The sequence below is a fragment of the Synechococcus sp. MIT S9504 genome (assembly GCF_047497135.1).
Lineage (GTDB): Bacteria > Cyanobacteriota > Cyanobacteriia > PCC-6307 > Cyanobiaceae > Synechococcus_C.
Map to the genome: position 1 here is coordinate 1,064,073 of NZ_CP138942.1, position 21,967 is coordinate 1,086,039.

Here is a 21,967-nt window from a genome sequence, read left to right on the forward strand (position 1 = left end):
ATGAGCTCAGCCGCTGATGGGATCAGCTGGTGGTGACCTTTGAACGCTCTTCGCCGCTTGAGGCGTGGTCTTCATTGCTTTGCGATTTGATCGCCTGGGCCGCTTCCTCCGCCAGGAAGTCACCGTCTGTGCGTCCCACCGCTGAGGGAACAGACCCGTAGTTGGACGGTGCAAGGGCCTGACCGCGCAACAGGCTGCCAACCGTGCGCAGGGTGAGTTTGACCTGCTGCCAGGGATTCATCATCACCACCCGCTTGTACAGGTAGCTGTCAAAGGTGAGCTTCTGAACATCGCGGTCATCGCACATTTCCACGAAGGCTTCCCGGGCGGCGTCGTTCCTGTAGAAAATCCTCTGGAGTATGTCGAGCACCGCATATGTGGCGCCGTACTTCCGGTCCCAGCGCTTCAGGTAGGTCGACTTGATCTGCTTTTCCGTGGGGATGCGGCTTCCATTCGCGGAGATCTCCACGATGGCTTCCGCACACATCCGTCCGCTCTTGGCTGCGAAGTAAATCCCTTCGCCGGAGCTCTTGGTGACATAGCCAGCGGCGTCGCCAACCAGGGCCATTCGACCCACGACCCGTCTTGGACGGGGATGTTCGGGGATGGGATGGGCTTCGACCTTGATCACCTCACCCTTGAACAGACGCTTGCGTGCACGCTCACGAATCCCTTTCTGAAGGCCTTTGATCAGCGACTGGTTCTGCTGCATCGTTCCTGTTCCCACAGCAACGTGGTCGAACTTGGGGAACACCCAGGCATAAAAATCAGGTGAGACGTCGGTGCCCACATACATCTCGGCGAGATCCTCGTAGTAGGTCATCTCCTCGGCAGGCAGCTTGATGCGTTCCTGGAAAGCGATCGCCACGTTGTAATCACCGGCATCCATGGCCTTGGCGACGCGGGAGTTGGCACCGTCAGCGCCAATGATCAGATCCACCTCCAGAGTCTTCAGCTCTCCGGTGGGACCACCATTGCTGTAGTCGGCGTAATGCAGGGTGTATGGGCCCTGACGATTGGTTCCGGTATCAATTTTCTGTACGAGCGCATTCACGAGAGTCGCCCCTAGCTCGGCGGAGCGGTTGCGCAGGAAGGCATCAAAAACCTCACGACGACACATGCCGATGTAGGCATCGTTGTCGTAGCCGAGTGGATCCAGCCTGATGTCCACCTCCTTGTTGGAGGGGGAGATCATCTTCATGTTGCGGACTTTTCGATCGATGATCGATTCGGGAAGTTCGAATTCCTCGACCATGCAGAGTGGGATCGCTCCTCCACAGGGCTTGGCATTGTCGAGTTTGCGCTCGAACAGCCATGTGTTGATGCCAGCTTTTGCAAGCACTTCAGCGGCGCAGGATCCGCTCGGACCTCCGCCGATGACAGCAACTCTCAGCATCTCAGCACTCTCCGCTGGACTCTAAATCGAAGCTACACCGCAATCAGTCCTTACGCTGCTGGTACTGGCGCACCCCCTTACGATCGAAACATCAGTGAGGTGTTCTTTTGTCCCGGGCTGTCGCAACCCGAAGCAGGAAGCGTGACAGCAGCCGCGATGACATCCCCATCGCCCGCCGCAGGCGTTCCTCACAACCGAAGCGTGGGAGTGGTCTGGGACTTCTGCTCGCCTGTGGAGTTGTCTTCTCACTGTCTCTGGCCACGGTGCTGTTCCTTCCGGAGCTGCTGCCCTTCGGCTCCAAGACCCAGGTGGTTGAGGGCATTGATGAACAGCCAGGCCGTGATGGTCGCCTGCTCGGTCATTTCCCCTATCCGGAGGCGATTGTCGATCAACTGGTGCCAGTGGAGGCGGGAATTGAATTGCATCGAGATGCCGCCATTTCACTCGATGCCATGCGTCGTGCCGCTGCAGCCGATGGTGTTGATCTGAGGTTGCTGAGCGGTTATCGCTCCCAGGACCTCCAGAAAAGTATTTTCTTCGACGTCAAATCCGAGCGCAATCAAACCGCTGCGGAGCGGGCCAAGGTTTCGGCTCCACCTGGGTATTCCGAGCACAGCACCGGCTATGCCGTCGACCTCGGTGATGGAGACGACCCGGCCACGAATCTGTCCACTTCTTTTCAGCAGACCTACGCCTTCAGCTGGCTTCAGGATCATGCCGCTAGCTATCACTTCACGCTCTCTTTCCCTGCTGTGAATTCGCAGGGTGTCAGTTATGAGCCCTGGCACTGGCGTTTTGAAGGTTCAGCAGATGCATTGCGTAGGTTTGAACCCGCACGTCGCCTGGCCAACGGGGGTTGATGGTCGTGATTGACGCTGATCCGACTGTCGGTCAGCACAGCTGGATTGCTCTGATCTGGAGCTTTGAGCCGGAGCAACCTTCATCCAGACCGTCCACATCGACCCGAAACGATCTCACGTTGAGATAGGGTGCGTCGACTGCGCCTGCGGGCGCTCAGAGACATTCCGCCCCCTACAGACCCCTATGAGCGCCCAGCAAAAGGCGATTCGCAATATCGCGATCATCGCCCACGTTGACCATGGAAAGACGACCCTGGTCGACTCACTGCTGGCCCAGTCAGGCATTTTTCGTGACAACGAAGCAGTTCCCACCTGCGTCATGGATTCCAACGACCTGGAGCGCGAGCGCGGAATCACCATCCTTTCCAAAAACACGGCTGTCACCTACAACGACACCCGAATCAATATTGTTGACACCCCAGGACACGCTGATTTCGGTGGTGAAGTCGAGCGTGTGCTCGGAATGGTGGACGGTTGCCTTCTGATCGTTGACGCCAATGAAGGTCCGATGCCTCAGACACGATTCGTGCTGAAAAAGGCACTCGAACAGGGTCTGAGGCCCATTGTTTTTGTGAACAAGATCGATCGTGCTCGGGTTGATCCTGAGACTGCTGTCGACAAGGTGCTTGATCTGTTCCTCGAGCTGGGCGCCGACGACGACCAGTGTGATTTCCCTTATCTATTCGGAAGTGGCCTGGGCGGATTCGCCAAGCCCGACATGAAAACCGAGAGCGACACCATGCGTCCGCTCTTCGATGCGATTCTGCGCCATGTGCCACCTCCGGTGGGCGATTCCACCAAACCTCTCCAGCTACAGATCACTACGCTTGATTACTCCGATTTTCTTGGTCGGATCATCATTGGCCGTGTGCACAACGGCGTGATCAAGCAGGGTCAGAATGCTGTTCTGATCAAAGATGACGGCAACCTCAAGAAGGGGAGGATCAGCAAACTGCTTGGTTTTGAAGGTTTGCAGCGGGTTGAAATCGCTGAAGCCAGTGCCGGTGATCTGGTGGCTGTGGCCGGGTTCGACGAGGTCAACATCGGCGAGACGATTGCCTGTCCCGATGAACCCAAGGCTCTGCCACTCATCAAGGTTGATGAGCCAACCCTGCAGATGACCTTTGTGGTCAACGACTCACCCTTTGCAGGCAAAGAAGGCAAGTTCGTGACCAGCCGTAGGTGCGAGACCGTCTCCAGCGAGAGCTGTTGACCAACGTTGCACTCCGGGTTGAAGACACGGATTCACCTGACAGATTTGCAGTGAGTGGTCGCGGTGAGCTGCACCTCGGCATCCTCATCGAAACCATGCGTCGCGAGGGTTATGAATTCCAGGTGTCGCAGCCCCAGGTGATTTTCAGGACCATCGACGGCACACCCTGTGAGCCTGTCGAGACCCTTGTGATGGATGTTCCTGAAGCAGCTGTGGGAAGTTGCATTGAAAAACTGGGATCACGCAAGGCTGAGATGCAGAATATGGAAACCAGTTCTGATGGGCGAACACAGCTGGAATTTGTTGTTCCTTCACGGGGCCTGATCGGTTTCCGCGGTGAATTCATTCGCGCCACCCGTGGTGAAGGGATCATGAGCCATTCCTTTTTTGAATACCGGCCAATGACGGGTGATTTCGACACCCGCCGCAACGGTGTTCTGATCGCATTTGAGGAAGGAACTGCCACCTTCTATGCCCTCAAGAACGCTGAAGATCGCGGGCAGTTCTTCATTGCCCCGGGCACCAAGGTCTACAAAGGCATGATCATCGGCGAGAACAATCGCCCTCAGGATCTAGAGATCAATGTTTGCAAGTCGAAGCAGCTCACCAACATGCGTTCCGCCGGTGCTGAAGAACTCGACACCCTGCAGGCTCCCGTGCAGATGACGCTCGAACGCGCCCTTGAATACATCGGTCCCGGCGAAATGCTCGAGGTCACTCCGGAATCGATTCGTCTGCGCAAACTGCCTGCGAAGAAGATGGCCAAGCGTTGAGTCCGGCTGACGATCCCCGTTTCCCGCTGGCTCTGGAGCTGTTCAACTCCGGAGCCTGGTACGAGGCCCACGATGCCTTTGAGGAGATCTGGCACGAACAGATCGATCCCGATCGCAAGTTGATTCAGGCGATTGTGCAGATCGCTGTCGCGCATGTGCACCTCGAACGGGGCAATACACGAGGAGCCACCATTCTTCTCGGTGAGGGTATCGGTCGCCTCAGACCCTCATTACCCACTGCTCTGGGGCTTGACCTCACGGCGTTGCATAAGGCGGTCGCTGACCGCCTGAGCGCCCTTCAGTCCGGCTCGGACCCAGAGGTTCTTCCGCCACCCCGACTGCTTGCAGCGGAGTGATTCGTGGGACTATGACACATCCTTTCCTCAGCGCCTGGACCGATCGTGTTCCTTCCGTTTCGGCGATCGACAACTGTGCTCCGTGGTTGCTTGAGCTTTTGCGCGGGTCTGGTTCTTGCCATGGCAGGACCTTCGCTGGCACAGGAGTTTGTCGCGCCTCTGGAGGGTTCACCGTCGGACGATGGTCTGATCACCATCGAATCCGACAGCCAGACGGCTGACAACATCACGGGTGTGGTCACCGCCATCGGCAATGTCCGCATCGTTTACCCCTCGCGCGGAATGGTGGCGACGTCCCGTCAAGCTCAGTACTTCAGTCGCGAGGGCCGCCTGGTGCTGAGTGGTGATGTCGACGTCGTGCAGGAAGATGGCAGCTCACTCAGGGCAGAACGTGTGACCTACAACCTTGAGGATGAACGGGCTGTGGCTGTACCGCCGAGTGGCGAGCAGGTTCGCTCCACCATGATCCTGCGCCCTGATCAGCCAGCGCAGACCCCGCTGACGCCATGAGTCTCAGTCTCAATCGGGTCTCTCTCTCCCTGGGAGGTCGACCTCTGGTGAAAGACCTCACGCTGACGCTGGAACCGGGTGAAGTGATCGGTCTTCTAGGCCCTAACGGTGCTGGTAAAACCACAAGTTTCAACCTTGTCATCGGCCTGCTCAAGCCCGATCAGGGAGAGGTCTTGATGGATGGACATCCCGTTGCCAGCCTCTCGATGCCTGAGAGGGCACGACTCGGGATCGGTTATCTGCCCCAGGAACCCAGTGTTTTCAGACAATTAACGGTGCGAGAGAACCTGGAGCTCGTGCTGTCACAGACCGGTCTTGCCAAGCCTCAGGCCCGTGAACGCCTGCATCAACTGATCGACGATTTTCATCTGCAGCCGTTTCTGAATCGCAAGGGTTTCCAGCTGTCCGGTGGCGAACGTCGTCGTTGTGAGGTGGCCCGTGCCCTGGCGGTCGGCCTTGAAGGACCGCGTTATTTGCTGTTGGATGAGCCCTTTGCCGGTGTGGATCCTCTGGCAGTGGCTGACCTGCAGCAACTGATTCAGGCGTTGCGTCAACGGGGGATGGGAATTCTGATCACCGATCACAACGTGAGGGAAACCCTGTCCATCACCGATCGGGCCTACATCCTTACGGACGGCAGCGTTCTGGCTTCAGGGCTCTCGGATCAGGTGGCATCGGATCCTCTGGTGCGCCGTCATTACCTCGGCGAGGGATTTCAGCTGTGATTGAGGCTTTGATTCAGAGAATTCAAACTCAACTGCGCAGGATTCCGCTCCTCGATCGCTGGCTGCTCGGCGAGTTGATCGGCCCCCTTCTGTTTGCCATCGCCATGTTCACAGTGCTTGCCATCACGGTGGGGGCGCTGTTCGAGCTGGTTCGTCTGATTTCTGAAAAAAATCTGCCTGTGCTGATTGCCATACAGGTGTTGTTGCAGCGTCTGCCCAGCTTCCTGGTTCTTTCTTTCCCGATGGCCACCCTGTTTGCCACGTTGCTGGCTTATGGCCGACTCTCCAGCAACAGTGAACTCACAGCCTTGCGCAGTGTTGGTGTCACCTCAACACGCATGATTATTCCTGCGTTGGTGCTGGCTTTTCTGATGACCAACCTCACCTTTCTGTTCAACGACGTGTTGGTGCCGCGCAGTAACCGGTTGGCGGAAGTGACCCTGAGCAGTGCTCTTGGCAGGGCTATCTCCACTGAGAAAGGTAACAACATCATCTATCCACGCTTTGGGCGTGTGCAGGAACCTGATGGTTCGTCCAGCAAAGGTCTGCTTCAGCTCTTCTATGCGGGCAAATTCGAAGACGGAATCATGACCAGGGTCACCCTGCTTGATTTCTCCAGGGTCGGCTTCACTCAGATGTTGCTGGCTGAAAGAGGCCAATGGAATGAACAGGAAGCGAAGTGGGAATTTTTGAATGGTCAGATCCTGACGTTGACCCCATCAGGAAGCACCACTTCTGCCGATTTCGATCGGTATTTGTACCCGCTTAGTGCAGCACCGATCAGGATCGCCCAACTGCCGAAGGATGCACGCAACATGACCGTGGCTGAGGCGTTGCAGGCCGAGCAGTTACTTCAGAACTCCGGTGATTTGAAGGGCGCAAGGAAATTACAGGTTCGAATCCAGGAGAAATTCACTTTTCCCATGGCGTGCCTTGTTTTCGGGTTGATTGGAGCAAGCCTTGGCTCTAAACCAAATAATCGAACCAATCGAGGTCAGGGTTTTGCGCTCAGCATCGTGATGATTTTGACGTATTACCTGCTTGCTTCAAGCTTCAGTGCACTGGGTGTCAAAGGAACACTGACACCAATACTGGCTGCTTGGAGCCCGATCCTGATCTGCCTCGGCGGTGGCGGTTTCTTACTCAGACAGGCCAGTCGATGAGCCAGACCGTCAGAATCAACACCAGTGAGTCCTCTGCTTGAGGTATTGGATGGGCTTTTCCGGTCTGGAAGCGATCGTCTCCGAACCCGTTCTGCTTCTGGGTCTGATGGCCTTTGCGCTCTTGCTGGCAGCACTCCCCTGGAGTTTCTGGGCTCTGTCCAACGGTCGTAGCTCGAGCGGTGTCCGCTCACTGATCGCACTGTCCAACCTGTTTCTGACCGCCCAGCTTGTGCTGCGCTGGTGGCAATCCGGACATTTTCCGATCAGCAACCTCTACGAGTCACTTTGTTTTCTTGCCTGGGCCTGCACACTCACCCAGCTCCTGGTCGAACGCAACTGGTCCTCGCCACTGGTGGCAGCTGCCGCCACACCGATGGGGCTTGGCTGTATCGCCTTTGCGAGTTTCGCACTCCCTGACCAGCTCCAGCAGGCATCACCACTTGTGCCTGCTCTGCGCAGCAGCTGGCTGGTGATGCATGTGAGTGTGATCATGGTCAGTTATGCGGCACTCATGGTGGGTTCACTGCTCTCCGTTGCGGTGCTGCTGACAGACCGTGGAGAGGAACTGGAACTCCGCAGCAGCTCCATTGGAACCGGCGCTTATCGGCGACCAAAGGTTTTGGCCACAGAAGGAGGTGTTGCTGTGCAAAATCCACCGGAAGTTCAGCTTTCATCCATTCATTTCAGTCGCACTGAACAGCTCGACAGCCTGAGCTATCGCACCATCACGGTTGGTTTTCTGTTGCTCACAGTGGGCATCATCAGTGGTGCCGTCTGGGCGAATGAGGCCTGGGGAAGCTGGTGGAGCTGGGATCCAAAGGAAACCTGGGCGTTGATTTGTTGGCTGGTGTATGCCGCCTATCTCCATACCCGTCTCAGTCGCGGCTGGCAGGGTCGTCGTCCGGCACTGGTTGCGGCATCAGGTCTGGTGGTGATTGTTGTGTGTTACATCGGGGTCAATCTGCTGGGCATCGGTTTGCACAGTTATGGATGGTTTTTCGGATAACCGCTAAACACTAGGTTTCTCTGTTGTTACGCCGTTGTTACCGCTGGATTTCCGTGTAAATCAGTGATTTTATTTAGTCTTGTATGTCAGTACAGTAATACAGTCTCTAAAAGAAGTGAAACCATTTAAATGGTTTACAAAATATTGGTGCCAGGGCATCTACGTTTGCTTCACATAAGCAATCACTAAGTTGCGCATAGGAATCGTTGATTTGCGCATAAGACATACAAAGTGAAGCATAGGCAATCACTATGCTTTCTTATTACTTTGCCTCTTATTTCCTAAGTGGGACTGCATCCTCAAGATGTTCCTTGTGAAGTCGTTCCAATTCACCTTTGGATTCAACAGGTCTATACATGCTTCGTTCCTTCCAGTTTCCGCAACGATACGAGCCTTTTCATGGAGCGCTGGGCATCATGAAGACACGACGCATCCCACTGATGCCTCGACATCCCAGGAGTCCCGATGGCCATCAATCCAGAGACAGTTCGCCGCATCTTCTCGCCTCTCGAGTCAGGTGATGGAGAAAAGTTCTTCGAATGTGTGGCAGAGAATGTTGATTGGACGGTAGAGGGCACCCACCCGCTGGCCGGTCATTATCAATCGAAGAAAGAGTTTTACAGCCATACCTTTGCGCGACTCAACAATCTTCTCCAAGAAGGCACTCAACTTCATGTCCAGAATGTGCTCACCGATGGTGATTGGGCAGTCGTGGAGTTGCGCTCCTATGCCTTCGCAAAGAGTGGAATGCGCTTCGATAACCGGTACTGCTGGATTGTTCGCTTCAACGACACAATAATTGTTGAAGTTAGGGCGTATCTTGATTCCGCACTGGTCCAAAAACTAATCGATGACAACGAGACCTCTGCCTGAGTTCATGACATCGCACTCAACAGCACATAAACAAAGGCAACAAGGGAATCAGCAGCTGCTTTTCACCACTTTCCTACCGAAGCCTTCAATGTACACACAAACCAATTAACCAAAATGCAATACGACCCCTCCGCTTCAAGCGTAACTATCGACTATGTAGTCAAAACAACAGGCGATGTTTGGTTTGAAGCCAACGTTGGTAACTCAGATTCCCCCAATTACTCTGACGAAACCACTAAAATTGCTGCTCTCGCAGCTTGTGCAAATCTCTCACCTAATGGTGCGGAGTTTGTTGCTGTTTAAATCTACCCCCTTTTATTCCCATGTATAGCAAGCAATTCCTCGCGTCCAAACTTAATGAAGCTTTTAAAGAATATCAATCTCTTGAACATCAATACAACCAAATTCAGCAAGAGCTTCAGATGAGACAAGGTGCTCTTAAAACCCTTCAGGAACTCGTTAATAAGTCAGCTCAAGAACAAGTTTCTAGTGATACCGACTCTGCGCCTGTTACTTCAATTGGCAGTGCTGCTGAGAATGTAGAAATGGAAGATGTTGCCTGAATTTACATCAGCTCATACTCTAATTCTTCGCACTTGTCTTGGCAAAGGTTAGCCTCAATATCCCTTTTAATGAAATAAGTTCCTTTCGGACCATGCTATTGAGTAAAGTTGTTTATGTTCTTCTTTCTGCCTAGTACTTTTCTCATTACTTCTCTGCCATCGTTTTTTGTATATTCAACTAGTTCCTCGCCCTCAATTTTTAGTAGTGTTTTATGCGAAGGTGGCCCTTGCTCTATATCTAGTATGCCCTCTCTCTTAGACACGCATTCTGACGCTATGGCAGGACTGCTATAACGAGCACTTGTGGCAGTAGTCATATAAAATGAATATACATCACTGTTATTCTTGATTAAGTAAAGAATCCCGCGCGTGCTCATATACTGAGCCAGTCTAAGATTTTTACGACACTCAGTATTTCCAGCTTTTTGATTCTTTCATTCTTGGTCCAGCTGAGCATTAGCATGCAAAATACCTAATGCCAAAGTCATCATCAAGTAAAAGACTTTCATTATTCTTCTCCACAAATACAGATAGCTGCACAAGCTTCTAGCTTCTTACAGACAATGGGATGAATAGCACTTAAGTATTGCCAAGCATCCTGTTCCTCCAAGAGCTGTCTCAAGTCCCCATAGGACTTATGGGATAAGTCACTCCAATACAACTTCTCTGCTTGCTGTTGGTTCAAGGTGACTCCGGCTACCTTGTCACCCTCGCAGTGACGGACCAGAGATGCATCCCCCAAACGAGTGAAAGGTTTCCCATCCATATAAAAAGCCCCACTCACATGAGTAGGGCAACATTTCTTGCTGTGTTTTTTAGAACTCAGCAGCAATCACAGCTATTGCAGCACTGCTCACCGTTGGCGTGGCCGTCTGCACATGGTTGTGAGCAGAACAACTTCCCATCCTTCTCAACTGCATTTTGCTGAGTCACAGTGCAACCACAGGGTTCACAGGCACAGACTGGGTTCGAGACAGGCATGAGCAATCCTCGTTTCTCCCTTCTTCATAAGCCCGGAAGGTGACCCACCGCATCCCCCAATCGGGTGACAGGTCTCCCATCCAGGGTTAGAACAGAGCACCAGTACGCTTGTTCTGTGAGTAGCGAGAAGCCCTCTCTTGTTCCTAGTCCCAGTGACTTGCTTTCTCCACCAGCGTTCCTTTCCGTGAAACCAGGTGATTTCGTCATTGTCGAGGTTCAGCCAATAGGTGCCATGGCAAAGACTGATGACTGGTGGATGGGTCAGGTGGTGTTTTGTGAGGGTGGCGCGAGGAATCCTGAAGTGAACTCCCTATTCCAAATTGCGGATGTCGATGACGGTTCAATCAGGTGGGTCTGTGCTGATGAGGTCACTCATGTCCTTCACGGGTTAGATGGAATCAATCTCTGATGAGGGTTGGGTAAACCGTCAGTTTTGAACTCTCGCTCCTCAATCGACAGTTTCTAGCTTGACTTTGTCACTGCAGAGTTGACGACCTACTGAAGCAGGAAGTGGTACTCCTGCTTCCTTTTCTGGTTCTTCAATCTAGTCATGCTCTATCTGTTGATTGCTTTTACTTGGATTGCGGTGTTCTTCGGCATCTACAGAAGCGAGAAATAACCGTTCAAAACGGGTTGACGCGTAGTTCCAGCCTCCTTTTCTTATATCAGTAAATTAAAAGTTCTGTGTAGTTTCTACTTTACGAGTCTTTACTTCCGCTCCCTGTTGTATTCTACTGAATTTATAGGTAGAGCGAGGTGATTACATGAATGTCAACTGGTTTGGCACGGTGATGTTGATTTCGATAATTGCTGCCGTTACTTACATAGGGTTTAAGGAAGGTCATTCGACCCTTAGTTAGATGAGTGACTGCTGAAATTGTTCTGGTGAGCTCAGAAAAGGTTTCCTGTAGGTTCCTGGACAACGGTGCATGTCCCAAAGGCGTTCACAACAAGTTTCCAGTCCTCGTCGAGTGGTAATCGTTTAGTGGGTTGAGACATTGTCAGTTGTTCGAAGGCAACCTGCCCGCCTGTGCCTTCTTCCTCTACTCTCGAAATCTTGAGGATGGTGACATCAGCAGGAGGTGCACCTTCCAGGAAGGTTATGTGTTTCGGGTAGAAACCTGCTGAGGTTCCAGTTTCACGATTCCATCGTGCTATCCCCCGCGTGTTGATATGTACCTTATGTTTCAACATTTCAGCCTTAGCTAATGGCACAACCTTGAGATTGACTCTGTCCCTGATATGTCCCCATGTCTCTTGGCACTCCAGGTAAACGACTCCGTGTGCTTGAACGGCAACTGGAACCGTAAGGGCGGACAACACTAGTAGAGAACTGAACAACCTAATGGTTTGATTCGAATGTGTTGCAGAGACTGCTACGTACCGGGTTTACTCCAGAGGTGTCGGAGCGAACCAGTCCTTATAAACCAGTCCTAGTTCTCTGTCTTAGTTCCCTTCATCCCCCATATGGGTGATAGTCCTCAGAAGATATGACTTTCGATTGTCTCTCCTGCCTGGTCTACAAGCTTGATTGACTCTGCATCCTGTATCTCCTCTATCGCCTTCTCATATGCTTCTCTTGCATCACTTAACTCACTAAAGGTTCCATAGTCGTAGTCCACAGAACCGTCTCTGTAGGTGATTGAGTAACTCATTCCACGACACTACAGGTTCCTACTCCCATACTCCCCACTACTCAGTCCTTTGCTGAGTGATTCGATACATTCTCCTATCCCTGCCACATTGCAAAGAAAAAGAGGGTGGTCATCCAAACACCCTCTCTCGCTCACTGCTATCTGTTGCCAACCCTCATGTTAGTAACTGTGCGTTCCATCGATGGAACACACTTGTATTTATTCAGGCTCTATAACCAGTAGCTATGAAATCTCTACTGATTCTTATCGTTGACACTACAAGTATAACAAGAATGTAGTGAGGTGTTAAGTCGATGTGAGGTCAGTATGGGTTCGAATTCAGATAACCGTCTATCAGTGTTAGAACAAAGTATTGACTGCTCTGGTTATTCTTCTGGAATGAAGAAACCAATCGAGTGGGTTCCAACCAGGCAAATGGCAGAACTCTTATGTTGCCACCGAAACACCCTTTATAGACTCAAGAATGCAGGGTTCCTTCTTTCAGGTCGGCACTACATCAAGTTGAATCCGTTGTCACCTCGTGGCGACTTCCTCTGGAATCCGATTACAACTCTCATCAAGATGGGCAGGGTATAACTCCGCCCAGAATCGTCTGTAAGGGATTCCAGGTGTCTTTGCCTTCCTTGGTGGTGTCGCCACTGCCTGAGAGTTTCCTAGAGGTGTCCATTAGATTGGAACTCTGAAATGGCAATAAATATACTGTATTTTATATGCCACTTAATGTCAGAGATTGAGACTTACTTCCATCAAGTAGAGACAAGAATGTACTTCAATCGTCTTCTAACCGAACGAAGCAAACTCAATGCGCGAATGGAAGAAGAACAGCCGCTGCCAGTTGTGATTACTGACTGATTGATAAGCCCCGCTTTGCTCGCTATCGTCTGGGATATCAGCGTTGCTTGGCGTAAGCACCTGTAGAGAGAGCGTTTACACGGTGTTGTTACGGTGCCCAAAACCCCAATAGGCAATGGATATACTAGAGATTGCTGGTTTTTTGGATAACCAGTAAACACCGGGCTTGGGTTTTTGGCAGTTATTGCCACCCGCTTGATTGTAAGGGGAAACCGTCTTAGGGGTTGTTCCTGTGTACTTTTTGGCAAGACCAAGGACTTCTGAGATCGTTGAAGTGATCCCCTGCAGTGGCCTGGAGATCTACGTGCACAAGTGAAGGAGTTGCCTTGGAGTCAGGAGATACGACAAGAACGCTGGGCGATACATCACTCGATCAACTGGTAAACACACAGTTGAAGAGGTTCGTGCATGGGTGCTGGAGAACCTTCCGTTGATCTTCGGTGAGGAGTTACAGGAGAGGGGTTGGGGCACCCCTATGACCAATGGGTATTGATGATTAACTAAGTGATGTGATGAGTGAGGGGTAGGGGCCACTCACAACAGTTGTTTGTAGTGGTCACACACAAGAGCATGAGCCATACACCACACCACTAGTGGCATTTTTCTTGATGTTCTTAACCAGGTTTGTCATTGTATTTGAGAAGTGTTTCGGAGAAGAAACAAGATGTCAGAGATTATCTCCGCACCCACCTGATGCACATCCGCCAAACGGGCTGCACCGGAGTGTTTTTAATAAGTCTCTTACTGAGGTCTTCTCATATCTTGCATAAGTTATAAACTTCATATCCACCCCCAGCCAGTTAAAACTGACCTCTTAGTTCCCTCAAACCCAAAATTTTTCCGGCCAGCATTTCTGCCCCAGACCTGTTTAGGTGGTAGATGGAATTGAGAGTCGTCTCTAGCCTGTGAATATGAAATACCTCAACCTCTTCGGAGTCTTTCTCCTTTCAGCATCACCTGCCATTGCTGAAGACATTATCTATTTGGAATGTGATGTAAAAGCGACTGAAACTACTATCCAGGTAAGCACGAATGAGATTTTGGAGAAGAGAGACTTGGTAACTGTAGGTTATTACAAAATAGATACCATCAACAGCCGACTCACCAGTGATAATTCAGGTGATTGGGAAGACGCAACTATCGCCAATGGTATTGCCACAGGTCAGTTCAATGAAGTTGAAAATGGAGTGACTGTTGTAGGTAAGGCATTGATAGAGATTTCTCCTCCTGGAGTCTTTAACATGCAATACACTGCTTCACAAGGTGATATTTTATTGAAAATGGTGATGACGGGTACTTGTCAAAACACTGATAGAGAAACTGCTGAAAAGGGCATGAATCAATGAAACTCCCAGTTTTCCTTACAAGCCTTTGATGCAGTTATTGCAATGAGAAGGGCGATTGAGCTTGATGTGCCGATCAATCTCTAACTCTATTCTTACCCCCCATTGGGTACTGCAAACAAAACTGTAATACCCATAGCAACCCAGCTCTTATATCTGAGTGCCCAGGATTACATACTCCCTGAACTATTGAGGTGGTAGATGGAAAAGAGAGTCGTTTCTAGCCTGTGAATATGAAACACCTCGCCCTCTTCGGTGCTTTGCTCCTCTTAGCATCACCTGCTTTGGCTGATGAGAAGTATAGAAGTGGAGTCTTTGTGAAAGAAAAGTATAAAATGACCTTTCATCCTTATCGCAATACAGAATACAAGTATTCTGTTTCAGTGATTAAATCAACATCTGTCAAAGATGAGAATGGTGATATTGTTCCATCTACATTTGATATTGATTGCGAGACAGGTGAGGTGGATACATTTATTTTGGCAATGGGGAGAGGACTTTCACATGCCTATATCGATGATGTCCTTGATTATTATCTGTTTGAGTTATGCACTCGTAATGGTTACCAAGGATACTCTCACAAGCAATGAAAATTCCACTTCTTCTCTCAACCCTGCTACTCACAGCATCACCTGCCGTTGCTCAAGATAATGATCAAAACAACTGCATAAGGAATAAGGAAAGTGAAATGCAAAGGTATGAAAAAATATATCGAACTGTTCATCAACAAGTGTTAAATCCGGAAAATATGGTCGAGACAGCAAGGCAAATGGAGGAGGCAGGTCAACTATGTCAAGACTTGAGCCAAGCTGAGAAGAATGGCATTGCTTACAAATTGATGACAGATTAACTTACTCAAATGAAAAGTCAGCTTGAGGTGTATAAAAACCTGCCTGACTGCTCAGAACTTCAAGAAGACAAACGACAATGAAATGCCTTCCACTCCTTGGAGATCTACTCCTCTCAGCATCATTTGCTGTTGCTCACGACTTCGTTTATTTGAAGTGTATGTCGAAATGACACGCACCTATGAGTATCCATTGAAGGATCAAATTGTTTTGGAGAAGAATTCACTAGTTGAATACTTTAAAGTTGATACAGCGAATAACAGGATGATGATGGCAAATACGGCTGAATGGACGCAAGTAAATATTGTTGATGGTGTTGCTATTCAGAATACCGATGTGGTCGAAGATGGTTGGACTCACAAAGGCTACTCATCCATGCAGATCTCTCCTCGTGGAGAAGTGGATGCGGATGCTACAACTTCCAATAATGAAGGATCAATGAGAGTGGTTGTAAAAGGTTCCTGCCAAAGCTCAGATGCTTAAGCCTTTCAGAAGGCATTGCAAATCCCAAAACCTCCACTATTTGAACAGGATTTAAGCGATGAATGATCCACTCTCGTTGATTAGTCATCGTCTGCTTCGGCTAAAGCAATAAACCATTCTCTTAGTTGTTTCGGGGTTCTGATTCCTATTTGTGTCAAGCCCTTTACGAGTTGTTTGCAGTCACGAGGACTCAGATAAATCTCTGTCTGTATCTGCAGAAGCTCGTCGTACAGACATCTCTGTTCGTCTGTTAGATCTTTATACCAGTACCAGTCAGTAAGCACATTTCAGACCTCTATTGGTCTCATTATCAGCTCTCGGGTTTGTGCTGTCTTCCCCCATTCATACCAAAAACGGCACCAAGCTTGGCTCTATTGGGGGAATAAGGATCGATTGATCCCTTGGTTTTAGTGTTGGTACATTAGCGAAATTGCACGTGTAGTCGATTGTTAGTAAATTGGACTCTTGTTTTATGCTTCTGATGTTGGAGCTTAGTCATCGCAGTAGCCTAATTTCGATCAAAGTAATGAACGGAATACATATCAACAAATTCACCTGCTCGGTCTTTCCCCTCTAAGTAGACTTCTTTCCATCGACCAAAAGAACCCATTCGGATGGTTTGGTTAAACTGTTCTAATGCTTCTGCATGGGTCTCAAAGGTGTCGACCTCAACCAGGAGATTACCATCACTGAGATTAACAACGTAACAGGCTCTTCTCATGTTTGATTCTGTCATGAATTCTTGTGATAATTGAGGAAATTAAAGACCTGTGACCTGATTACAGTGGATGGCTCTGCAGTCTCTTATAGCTGCTTTTGCGATGGATGCGTGGTAGGCGTTTCAGGTCATGATAAATCACGTACGAGTTGTGAAGCTCTCCAATCAATTCACGATATTGACTGTTTTGCCGACATGACTTAAGTCTCAATAGAGCAGTGAAAGTGAATCATAATGGCATCTGCGTAGGCGAAAGATGTGTACGAATCGTTATTGAATAACACCACACAGTTGATGGTTTAATGCAAGATTCCATTAAATATCTTTGAAATAAATCACAATGGAATAAATTGTAGAATCTCCTTTGACCGAACCACTTGCTAGGAGGTCTTGGCGTATAGGATGTAATCTTGATGGCTTTGAGTTCCGATGTTGATGACTAATTAGTCATCTTGATTGTTTCAGTCTTGATACTGGATGATGATATAACTTGCATTGAGTTTATAGCTTGTAGGATATGTCGCCGAGGTTTCAAGATGCCTGAGAACAACAAACTGCAGTCAGCTGAATTTGAATTTTCTGGAGAAAATTTTTGCCTTATGAGAGAGTCAACCGATGATCGGAATTATATTCTTTATATGGAAGACAATGGAAAATGGGTAGAGATGAGCTGGCAAGGCTATTTTGAAGACGGCGACATTAATTCTTTGAAAATGATTGAAGAGATTACGCAGAAAATCGTCGAGCAGGATGATTGGCTTCCTGATGCCGAAATGCCATCAAAGCCATTTGCTTATTACGAGGAAGGTCATATTTATTCTTTCTTAAATCGGAAAAATGAAAGAACGGTGGAGGTCGAAGCGGCTTGTTTTGATGAAGCTTCCAATATTATGTTTGGTGATGGTGAGTATGACCCTAATGACTGGAAGTTAGTGTTGATTGATCAAGAGCCGATCACTCAAGCCTAATCACAAAAATCTTTTTACATATGTTATTACATTTGTTTTTTGGAAGCCTTTTCTGTGACTTTCATGGGCAAATCTAAGAGTAGAAAATTCGTGCCATATTGGTATTGGATTCTGAGTAGTTTGACTATAGAAGTTACTTTCGTGTGATGAAGTAACTATCAAATTTTTTCTCTCCTGGGGTAAGTCATTATGTTTTCATTTGCTGATCACGTTTGCTATAAAGACTGTATCTTTTCTGCTGGTGCTCATACGGTCAGTTCAACCGTATGAAGCTAGATTGATTCATATTTGAGACAAATTTTGGGAGATCAGCGTTCTAGCTTCTATGACTCTTCAACTTGGAAAGAGTGGTCTGAACTCGCAATTACCAAAGCAGACAACGCAAACAGAGTTTCGCGAGTCAATACAAGCTTGGCCCAGATCTATGAGATTTCTGGGTTTCTCTCAGAGCTTCAATGCAGTCGGATCATTATTGCGATCAATACCAATTTGCGCTCTTCCTATGCAACCGGTTTTGGTGGAGCAAGAACAAGCCGAACGTGTGAACTTTGGCGGGTTGAGCCTGAATTGAGTCAAGCCTTGGACTGTCAGATTGCCGAACTGATGGGGGTACATCCAAGTTATTCTGAGCCAATTCAGGGGCAAAGGTATGATCAGGGTGAATTTTTCAAACCTCATACTGATTATTTTTCTCCTTTATTCATTGATGACTTTGAGAAGCATACAGCGGTCGGTGGCCAGAGAACCTGGACAGTGATGATATATTTGAACGATGTCTATGAAGGAGGGCAAACTGTATTTCATAGACTGGATAAGTCATATCAGCCAAAAGCTGGTTTGGCGCTTGCTTGGAACAATCTTTATGCTGACGGCAGGCTCAACCGAGATACACTTCATGAGTCGCTTCCGGTTCTTGGGGGATCGAAATGGGTGCTCACCAAATGGTTTAGGGCTCGTCGAGGTCTCAATAGTTTAAGACCATCACCTTTTGATGAAGATTGAAATAGCGTTGGGAAGTAGTGAGCAAGTTATTTTGCAAGTGATTATTCATATGCTACTTTGCCCCAATCTTTAATTTCAATCTCTGGTTCATTGCAACCAAATTAGTTTTATCATTAATGACTTTTCAGCTCTTTTCAAGTCCCTTTTAGTCTGCAGATTATTTTTCAATTGATCGTTCTAGGCATTATTCGATGACACTCACGGTAACGCCTTCACTTTGTAGGTGCTTCTATGCGGATTTTTTATTCCCATTGCCGCGCGACTGCAAGAGATGGGGTTCTGAGCATTACCATGTGCTGATACGCGAGTTTCTTTTGTTATTTCAGAGCTAGCAAATTGTCCTTGAGTTTTCCAGACTAGTTTCGAATTGATTGATAAGAAGATTCTTCTTTTGGTGTGATTTGTGATGGACAGATCTCGTACAAATTAGTTTTAAATTAATTTATTTGGGCATGTATCACATGGATGCGAACTGTGAGGATGCGTTTATGCCGCTGCAGAGAATGAAGGTGATTTCTGTTCGAGGTGAATTAAGCTTCCGTTTGTTGAGATTGCTTTACTCGAAGAGTATCCCAGTTTGCCTCTTCTTTTCGTTTTTTACTCAATTTGAAGTCGACTAAGCTTCTTTAAATAATGACTATGTTATCCCTTCTGCGGCAGTAGGGGATGAAATAATTTACTAATGTTACGGGATCGCTCTTTCTGTATTTTCAAGAATTTTTTAAATGAAATTGCCGTTTTCGTGCGATCTATCTACGTTCACGTGCATAGTGTTCCATTATTTTTGGTTAGGTGTTATTAAGCCCTTGCTTTGATACTGCTCGCAGTAGCGTCATATTGTTCATGCCTTAGAGTCTCAGATAGGCGATCCCTGAGATCATTGATCATCGCCTTCAGAGTTGGTTGGTTTACTCTCTTGTTCCCGGTGACTACGCTGGGAGCACTGAGACTTGTCAGCAGATGTTCTTTCGAAACGTTGGTGTTGCGTTAATGATTTGTTTGATGACCTTTGTACCTCCAAGCCTTGCTGCGAATGTTGATTCCTATCTGCAAGCTGGAGTTGAAAAATCTGAATCCGGTGATTACAGAGGTGCACTGATTGAATTCAACAAGGCTATCGAGCTGGATCCAACGAATTCATCTGCGTATCAATATCGTGGTGTTGCTAAAGCTAAATATGGTGATTTTGAGGGTTCAATTATCGACTACAGTAAATCTATAGAGCTTGATTCAAGTAGTACCGAATCCTATGCAAATCGTGGTATTGCAAAAGCCCGTTCCGGAGATGTCCCGGGAGCTGTCCTTGATTTTGATGTTGCTATCCATATGAATCCTGATGATGGCAATGCCTATTTTAATCATGGTATGGCAATGGAAATGTCTCATGATCTTCAACATGCATGCCTGGATTGGAATCAAGCAGTTGAGCTTGGAGATCAAAAGTCAATAAGTTTCTTGATAAAATATTGTCAATAACAAAAGCCTAAAGCAATTGCAAATTTTGTCTTAAGGATTGTTTCAGAGTTGATTATTCGATATATCAATAGTTATGAGTAGATATAGGGATTGTAATTGATCAAAATTAAAGTGAGAAAAGAGTACAGATATTAGTTTGATTTGAAGAGTTCAGAAGCCATATCCCTATAGCCAGATAAATTGCGTCCGGGAACACGCTTGTTGGAGCGGATCGAATTTCCAGGACGTAGTGCCTCCGGAGCGAAATTGACGAGAACCAGCTCAGGTTTATCTGCTTCAGCTGCGGCAAGTTCTGCCGCGATGGCTTCAGCTGTGGTCAATGATGGTTGTTTGCTTGGCAGCAATTCAACTGAACCAGTTTCGGTAGTCCCCTGTTCAAGCTTGTTTGAATCACTGGTCTGAAGCTCTTGGGTTTCGTTGGAAATAGTTGAACCAGCAGTGATTTCTGCTTCTGAGACTGAGGATTTAATGGTTTCTGTTGCTTCTGCTGTTGCTGCAGGTTGTAGCGGGCGTAAGAGAACAACGCCCACACCAAGAAGTAACAAAGAAAGCGCCGTTGCTGGAAGTCCCAGGGCGCGACCCTGGAAATTCCACAGAATGGACGAGCCTGTTAAACCCAGCACGCCTGCGATTGCGAGTAGCGGGCCAAGAAATTTCAGAAATAAATTTTTCATCCGTTGATTATGGCGGATTTAATCCAGTAACCGTGAGTTTAATTGATGGGGTTGTGGCCAACACTTTGCATCTTGGCCCACAAAGACCCATCTGAAGGTTCAGAATTTGTCTTGTGTTTGCTGTTTCTGCTCTTGATGTATCAAAGCAATCGTTCAGAGCTGTATTCTGCGACCTGTAAGTTGGACGTTTCGGTTTCTGAATCGTTCCAGTTGATATTTTTTGCTCTTCTGTGGCTTTCGATTATTGCATTGAGGTTTGCGTTTCATGGTTACGAAGGGAACTTCGTTCTTGAGGTGTTGTCTTTATTCAGAGGATGTTGATCAAGTTGATGCGGGTTTTACGAGGAGGACAATTATATGTTCTAGCTTTGTTCAGAATCCTCGTTCATGCTGTTCTCGCAATTGTAGTCGTAATTTCTGATATCGAAGGATTGCTTTCTCCTTGGTCAGGTGCGGAAAGAGAGCTGATGCTTCCTGTTGACTGACGGGTTCCAATAACCAATCGTCTTGTTGCCTGGGTGCAATGTCTCTGCCCAAACGCTCCCATCGTCGTTGGTTGGGAAGCCAACCGAACCATCGTCTGCGCCATTGACCAAATATTTCAAGAGGATGCATGGTTACTGTCTTTTAATCACGCTTGAAAACTCACGCGTTGATAACAGAACCACAGCCATTGCTGAAAGAGAAGGTTTCGATGCGATCTCCACAGTGTTTGAGGATGATCAGCGTCAAAGTTTTGTGGTGGTGGAACATCACCCCGGGCTTTGTCTCTTTCCATCTCCGCCAGAATTCTGTCAACATTGTATTCGGGATGTCCAAGATGCATGAGTTGTCGTTGATCTGGCGTTTCGAAAATTGTGTAACCAACTGATTCTCCATGTGCCAGTAATCGCAGACGTCCCTGACGTTGAGCTGCCTCCATCGCGGTATCTGGAAGCGTTGCGTAGCGACTTTGTGGACAAAGGAATTGATCATTTTGTGTTCCCATCAGCGAATGGCCGGGCACAAGGCTGCGCATTGGAAACACCCCGAACAGTTTTTCCTGCAGTGCCACCTTCCTCACTCCAGCCAGATAAGCCAGCGCAAATCCCGCCCAGCACAAGCCAAGAGTGCTGGCGCAGCTGACACGGGCTTCATTAACAAGATTCACAAATTCAGACCAGTACGTGACATCCTCGAAATTGAGGTGTTCAACGGGTGCACCGGTGATGATCAATCCATCCAGAGGCCCCTTGGCATTGGCCTCTTCCCAACTCATATACAGGTCATCGAGGTGTGATTGGTCCCAGCTCTTGTAAGCATGAGTCTGTAGCCGAATCCAGATCGGTTCGATCTGAAGCACTGAAAGTCCCAGTGGATGTAACAGATTGAATTCGTACTGTTTTCCCAGCGGCATGATGTTAAGTATTCCGATCCTTAATGGTCGGATGTCCTGGCGTTCTGCCTGTTCTGGTTTGATCCAGGAAATGCGATTGCGCTCAACGGCTGTGATCTTGTGATAATTGGCTGGGAGGATCAGTGCCATGTCA

21 protein-coding genes and 1 pseudogene are annotated in these 21,967 nt (G+C 48.4%); 17 read left to right on the plus strand and 5 right to left on the minus strand.

The genetic code is table 11. The annotated features are described in order from the left end of the window. Positions 1 to 22: 22 nt before the first annotated feature. Positions 23 to 1,396 carry a geranylgeranyl reductase gene (chlP, locus tag SIB58_RS06115; protein WP_066906330.1) on the minus strand — a complete coding sequence of 458 codons (1,374 nt, stop codon included), beginning with the start codon at positions 1,394 to 1,396 and terminating at the stop codon, positions 23 to 25. Positions 1,397 to 1,503: 107 nt separating this feature from the next. On the opposite strand from chlP, the gene SIB58_RS06120 reads away from it, so the two are divergent. The 9 genes and pseudogenes from SIB58_RS06120 (at position 1,504) to SIB58_RS06160 (ending at position 9,438) form a co-directional block, all read left to right on the plus strand. Then, entirely contained in the window at positions 1,504 to 2,256 is a 753-nt protein-coding gene (locus SIB58_RS06120; protein WP_067325665.1) for a M15 family metallopeptidase, read from the plus strand. A gap of 184 nt (positions 2,257 to 2,440) precedes the next feature. Next, positions 2,441 to 4,242: pseudogene (typA, locus tag SIB58_RS06125) on the plus strand (translational GTPase TypA). After that, complete coding sequence (locus tag SIB58_RS06130; protein ID WP_066906324.1) at positions 4,239 to 4,598, plus strand: DUF309 domain-containing protein; 360 nt, start codon at positions 4,239 to 4,241, stop codon at positions 4,596 to 4,598. The pseudogene typA and the gene SIB58_RS06130 overlap by 4 nt, the downstream one beginning before the upstream one ends. Positions 4,599 to 4,718: 120 nt before the next feature. After that, positions 4,719 to 5,108 carry an LptA/OstA family protein gene (locus tag SIB58_RS06135; RefSeq protein WP_066906322.1) on the plus strand — a complete coding sequence of 130 codons (390 nt, stop codon included), beginning with the start codon at positions 4,719 to 4,721 and terminating at the stop codon, positions 5,106 to 5,108. Next, the gene (gene lptB, locus SIB58_RS06140; protein WP_066906320.1) at positions 5,105 to 5,833 is read left to right on the plus strand and encodes an LPS export ABC transporter ATP-binding protein; all 729 of its coding nucleotides are present in this window, start codon (positions 5,105 to 5,107) and stop codon (positions 5,831 to 5,833) included. Before SIB58_RS06135 ends, lptB begins: the two co-directional genes overlap by 4 nt. Beyond that, on the plus strand, positions 5,830 to 6,996 hold the full coding sequence (locus SIB58_RS06145) for an LptF/LptG family permease (protein WP_082823294.1): 1,167 nt from the start codon (positions 5,830 to 5,832) through the stop codon (positions 6,994 to 6,996). Before lptB ends, SIB58_RS06145 begins: the two co-directional genes overlap by 4 nt. 49 nt (positions 6,997 to 7,045) lie before the next feature. Further along, positions 7,046 to 8,002, plus strand: coding sequence for a c-type cytochrome biogenesis protein CcsB (ccsB, locus tag SIB58_RS06150; protein ID WP_066906318.1), 957 nt, complete (start codon positions 7,046 to 7,048; stop codon positions 8,000 to 8,002). Positions 8,003 to 8,467: 465 nt separating this feature from the next. Next, positions 8,468 to 8,875 (plus strand): nuclear transport factor 2 family protein, encoded by a 408-nt coding sequence (locus tag SIB58_RS06155; RefSeq protein WP_066906315.1) that lies wholly within the window; start codon positions 8,468 to 8,470, stop codon positions 8,873 to 8,875. 323 nt (positions 8,876 to 9,198) lie between these two features. Continuing rightward, on the plus strand, positions 9,199 to 9,438 hold the full coding sequence (locus tag SIB58_RS06160; protein ID WP_066906313.1) for a hypothetical protein: 240 nt from the start codon (positions 9,199 to 9,201) through the stop codon (positions 9,436 to 9,438). 822 nt (positions 9,439 to 10,260) lie between these two features. Here the strand turns inward: SIB58_RS06160 and SIB58_RS06165 are convergent. Continuing rightward, on the minus strand, positions 10,261 to 10,419 hold the full coding sequence (locus SIB58_RS06165) for a metallothionein (protein ID WP_074159289.1): 159 nt from the start codon (positions 10,417 to 10,419) through the stop codon (positions 10,261 to 10,263). A 184-nt stretch (positions 10,420 to 10,603) separates the two neighbouring features. On the opposite strand from SIB58_RS06165, the gene SIB58_RS06170 reads away from it, so the two are divergent. Continuing rightward, positions 10,604 to 10,828, plus strand: a complete 225-nt coding sequence (locus SIB58_RS06170; RefSeq protein WP_414494903.1) for a DUF3104 domain-containing protein — start codon at positions 10,604 to 10,606, stop codon at positions 10,826 to 10,828. A gap of 482 nt (positions 10,829 to 11,310) precedes the next feature. On the opposite strand, the gene SIB58_RS06175 is transcribed toward SIB58_RS06170, so the two are convergent. After that, on the minus strand, positions 11,311 to 11,739 hold the full coding sequence (locus SIB58_RS06175; RefSeq protein WP_156486562.1) for a hypothetical protein: 429 nt from the start codon (positions 11,737 to 11,739) through the stop codon (positions 11,311 to 11,313). 2,098 nt (positions 11,740 to 13,837) lie between these two features. Here SIB58_RS06175 and SIB58_RS06180 point away from each other — a divergent pair. The 7 genes from SIB58_RS06180 to SIB58_RS06210 all read left to right on the plus strand — a co-directional run bounded on the left by SIB58_RS06180 (position 13,838) and on the right by SIB58_RS06210 (position 19,764). After that, on the plus strand, positions 13,838 to 14,272 hold the full coding sequence (locus SIB58_RS06180; RefSeq protein ID WP_066906303.1) for a hypothetical protein: 435 nt from the start codon (positions 13,838 to 13,840) through the stop codon (positions 14,270 to 14,272). 230 nt (positions 14,273 to 14,502) lie between these two features. Then, positions 14,503 to 14,859: a hypothetical protein gene (locus SIB58_RS06185; protein WP_156486561.1), complete on the plus strand. Its 357-nt coding sequence runs from the start codon at positions 14,503 to 14,505 to the stop codon at positions 14,857 to 14,859. After that, a complete protein-coding gene (locus SIB58_RS06190) occupies positions 14,856 to 15,119 on the plus strand; it encodes a hypothetical protein (protein ID WP_067325662.1) in 264 nt (87 codons plus the stop codon). The genes SIB58_RS06185 and SIB58_RS06190 overlap by 4 nt, the downstream gene beginning before the upstream one ends. A gap of 166 nt (positions 15,120 to 15,285) precedes the next feature. Beyond that, positions 15,286 to 15,600, plus strand: a complete 315-nt coding sequence (locus tag SIB58_RS06195; protein WP_066906297.1) for a hypothetical protein — start codon at positions 15,286 to 15,288, stop codon at positions 15,598 to 15,600. Between the two features lie 1,254 nt (positions 15,601 to 16,854). Beyond that, positions 16,855 to 17,286, plus strand: coding sequence for a hypothetical protein (locus tag SIB58_RS06200; protein ID WP_156486560.1), 432 nt, complete (start codon positions 16,855 to 16,857; stop codon positions 17,284 to 17,286). Between the two features lie 300 nt (positions 17,287 to 17,586). Beyond that, positions 17,587 to 18,288 (plus strand): prolyl hydroxylase family protein, encoded by a 702-nt coding sequence (locus SIB58_RS06205; RefSeq protein WP_156486559.1) that lies wholly within the window; start codon positions 17,587 to 17,589, stop codon positions 18,286 to 18,288. Between the two features lie 903 nt (positions 18,289 to 19,191). Beyond that, complete coding sequence (locus SIB58_RS06210; protein WP_067325659.1) at positions 19,192 to 19,764, plus strand: tetratricopeptide repeat protein; 573 nt, start codon at positions 19,192 to 19,194, stop codon at positions 19,762 to 19,764. 131 nt (positions 19,765 to 19,895) lie between these two features. On the opposite strand, the gene SIB58_RS06215 is transcribed toward SIB58_RS06210, so the two are convergent. Together SIB58_RS06215 and SIB58_RS06220 are read right to left on the minus strand one after the other, a co-directional pair. After that, positions 19,896 to 20,438 carry a hypothetical protein gene (locus tag SIB58_RS06215; RefSeq protein WP_067325656.1) on the minus strand — a complete coding sequence of 181 codons (543 nt, stop codon included), beginning with the start codon at positions 20,436 to 20,438 and terminating at the stop codon, positions 19,896 to 19,898. 631 nt (positions 20,439 to 21,069) lie between these two features. Continuing rightward, positions 21,070 to 21,963: a homoserine O-succinyltransferase gene (locus tag SIB58_RS06220; RefSeq protein ID WP_066906285.1), complete on the minus strand. Its 894-nt coding sequence runs from the start codon at positions 21,961 to 21,963 to the stop codon at positions 21,070 to 21,072. Positions 21,964 to 21,967: the final 4 nt, after the last annotated feature.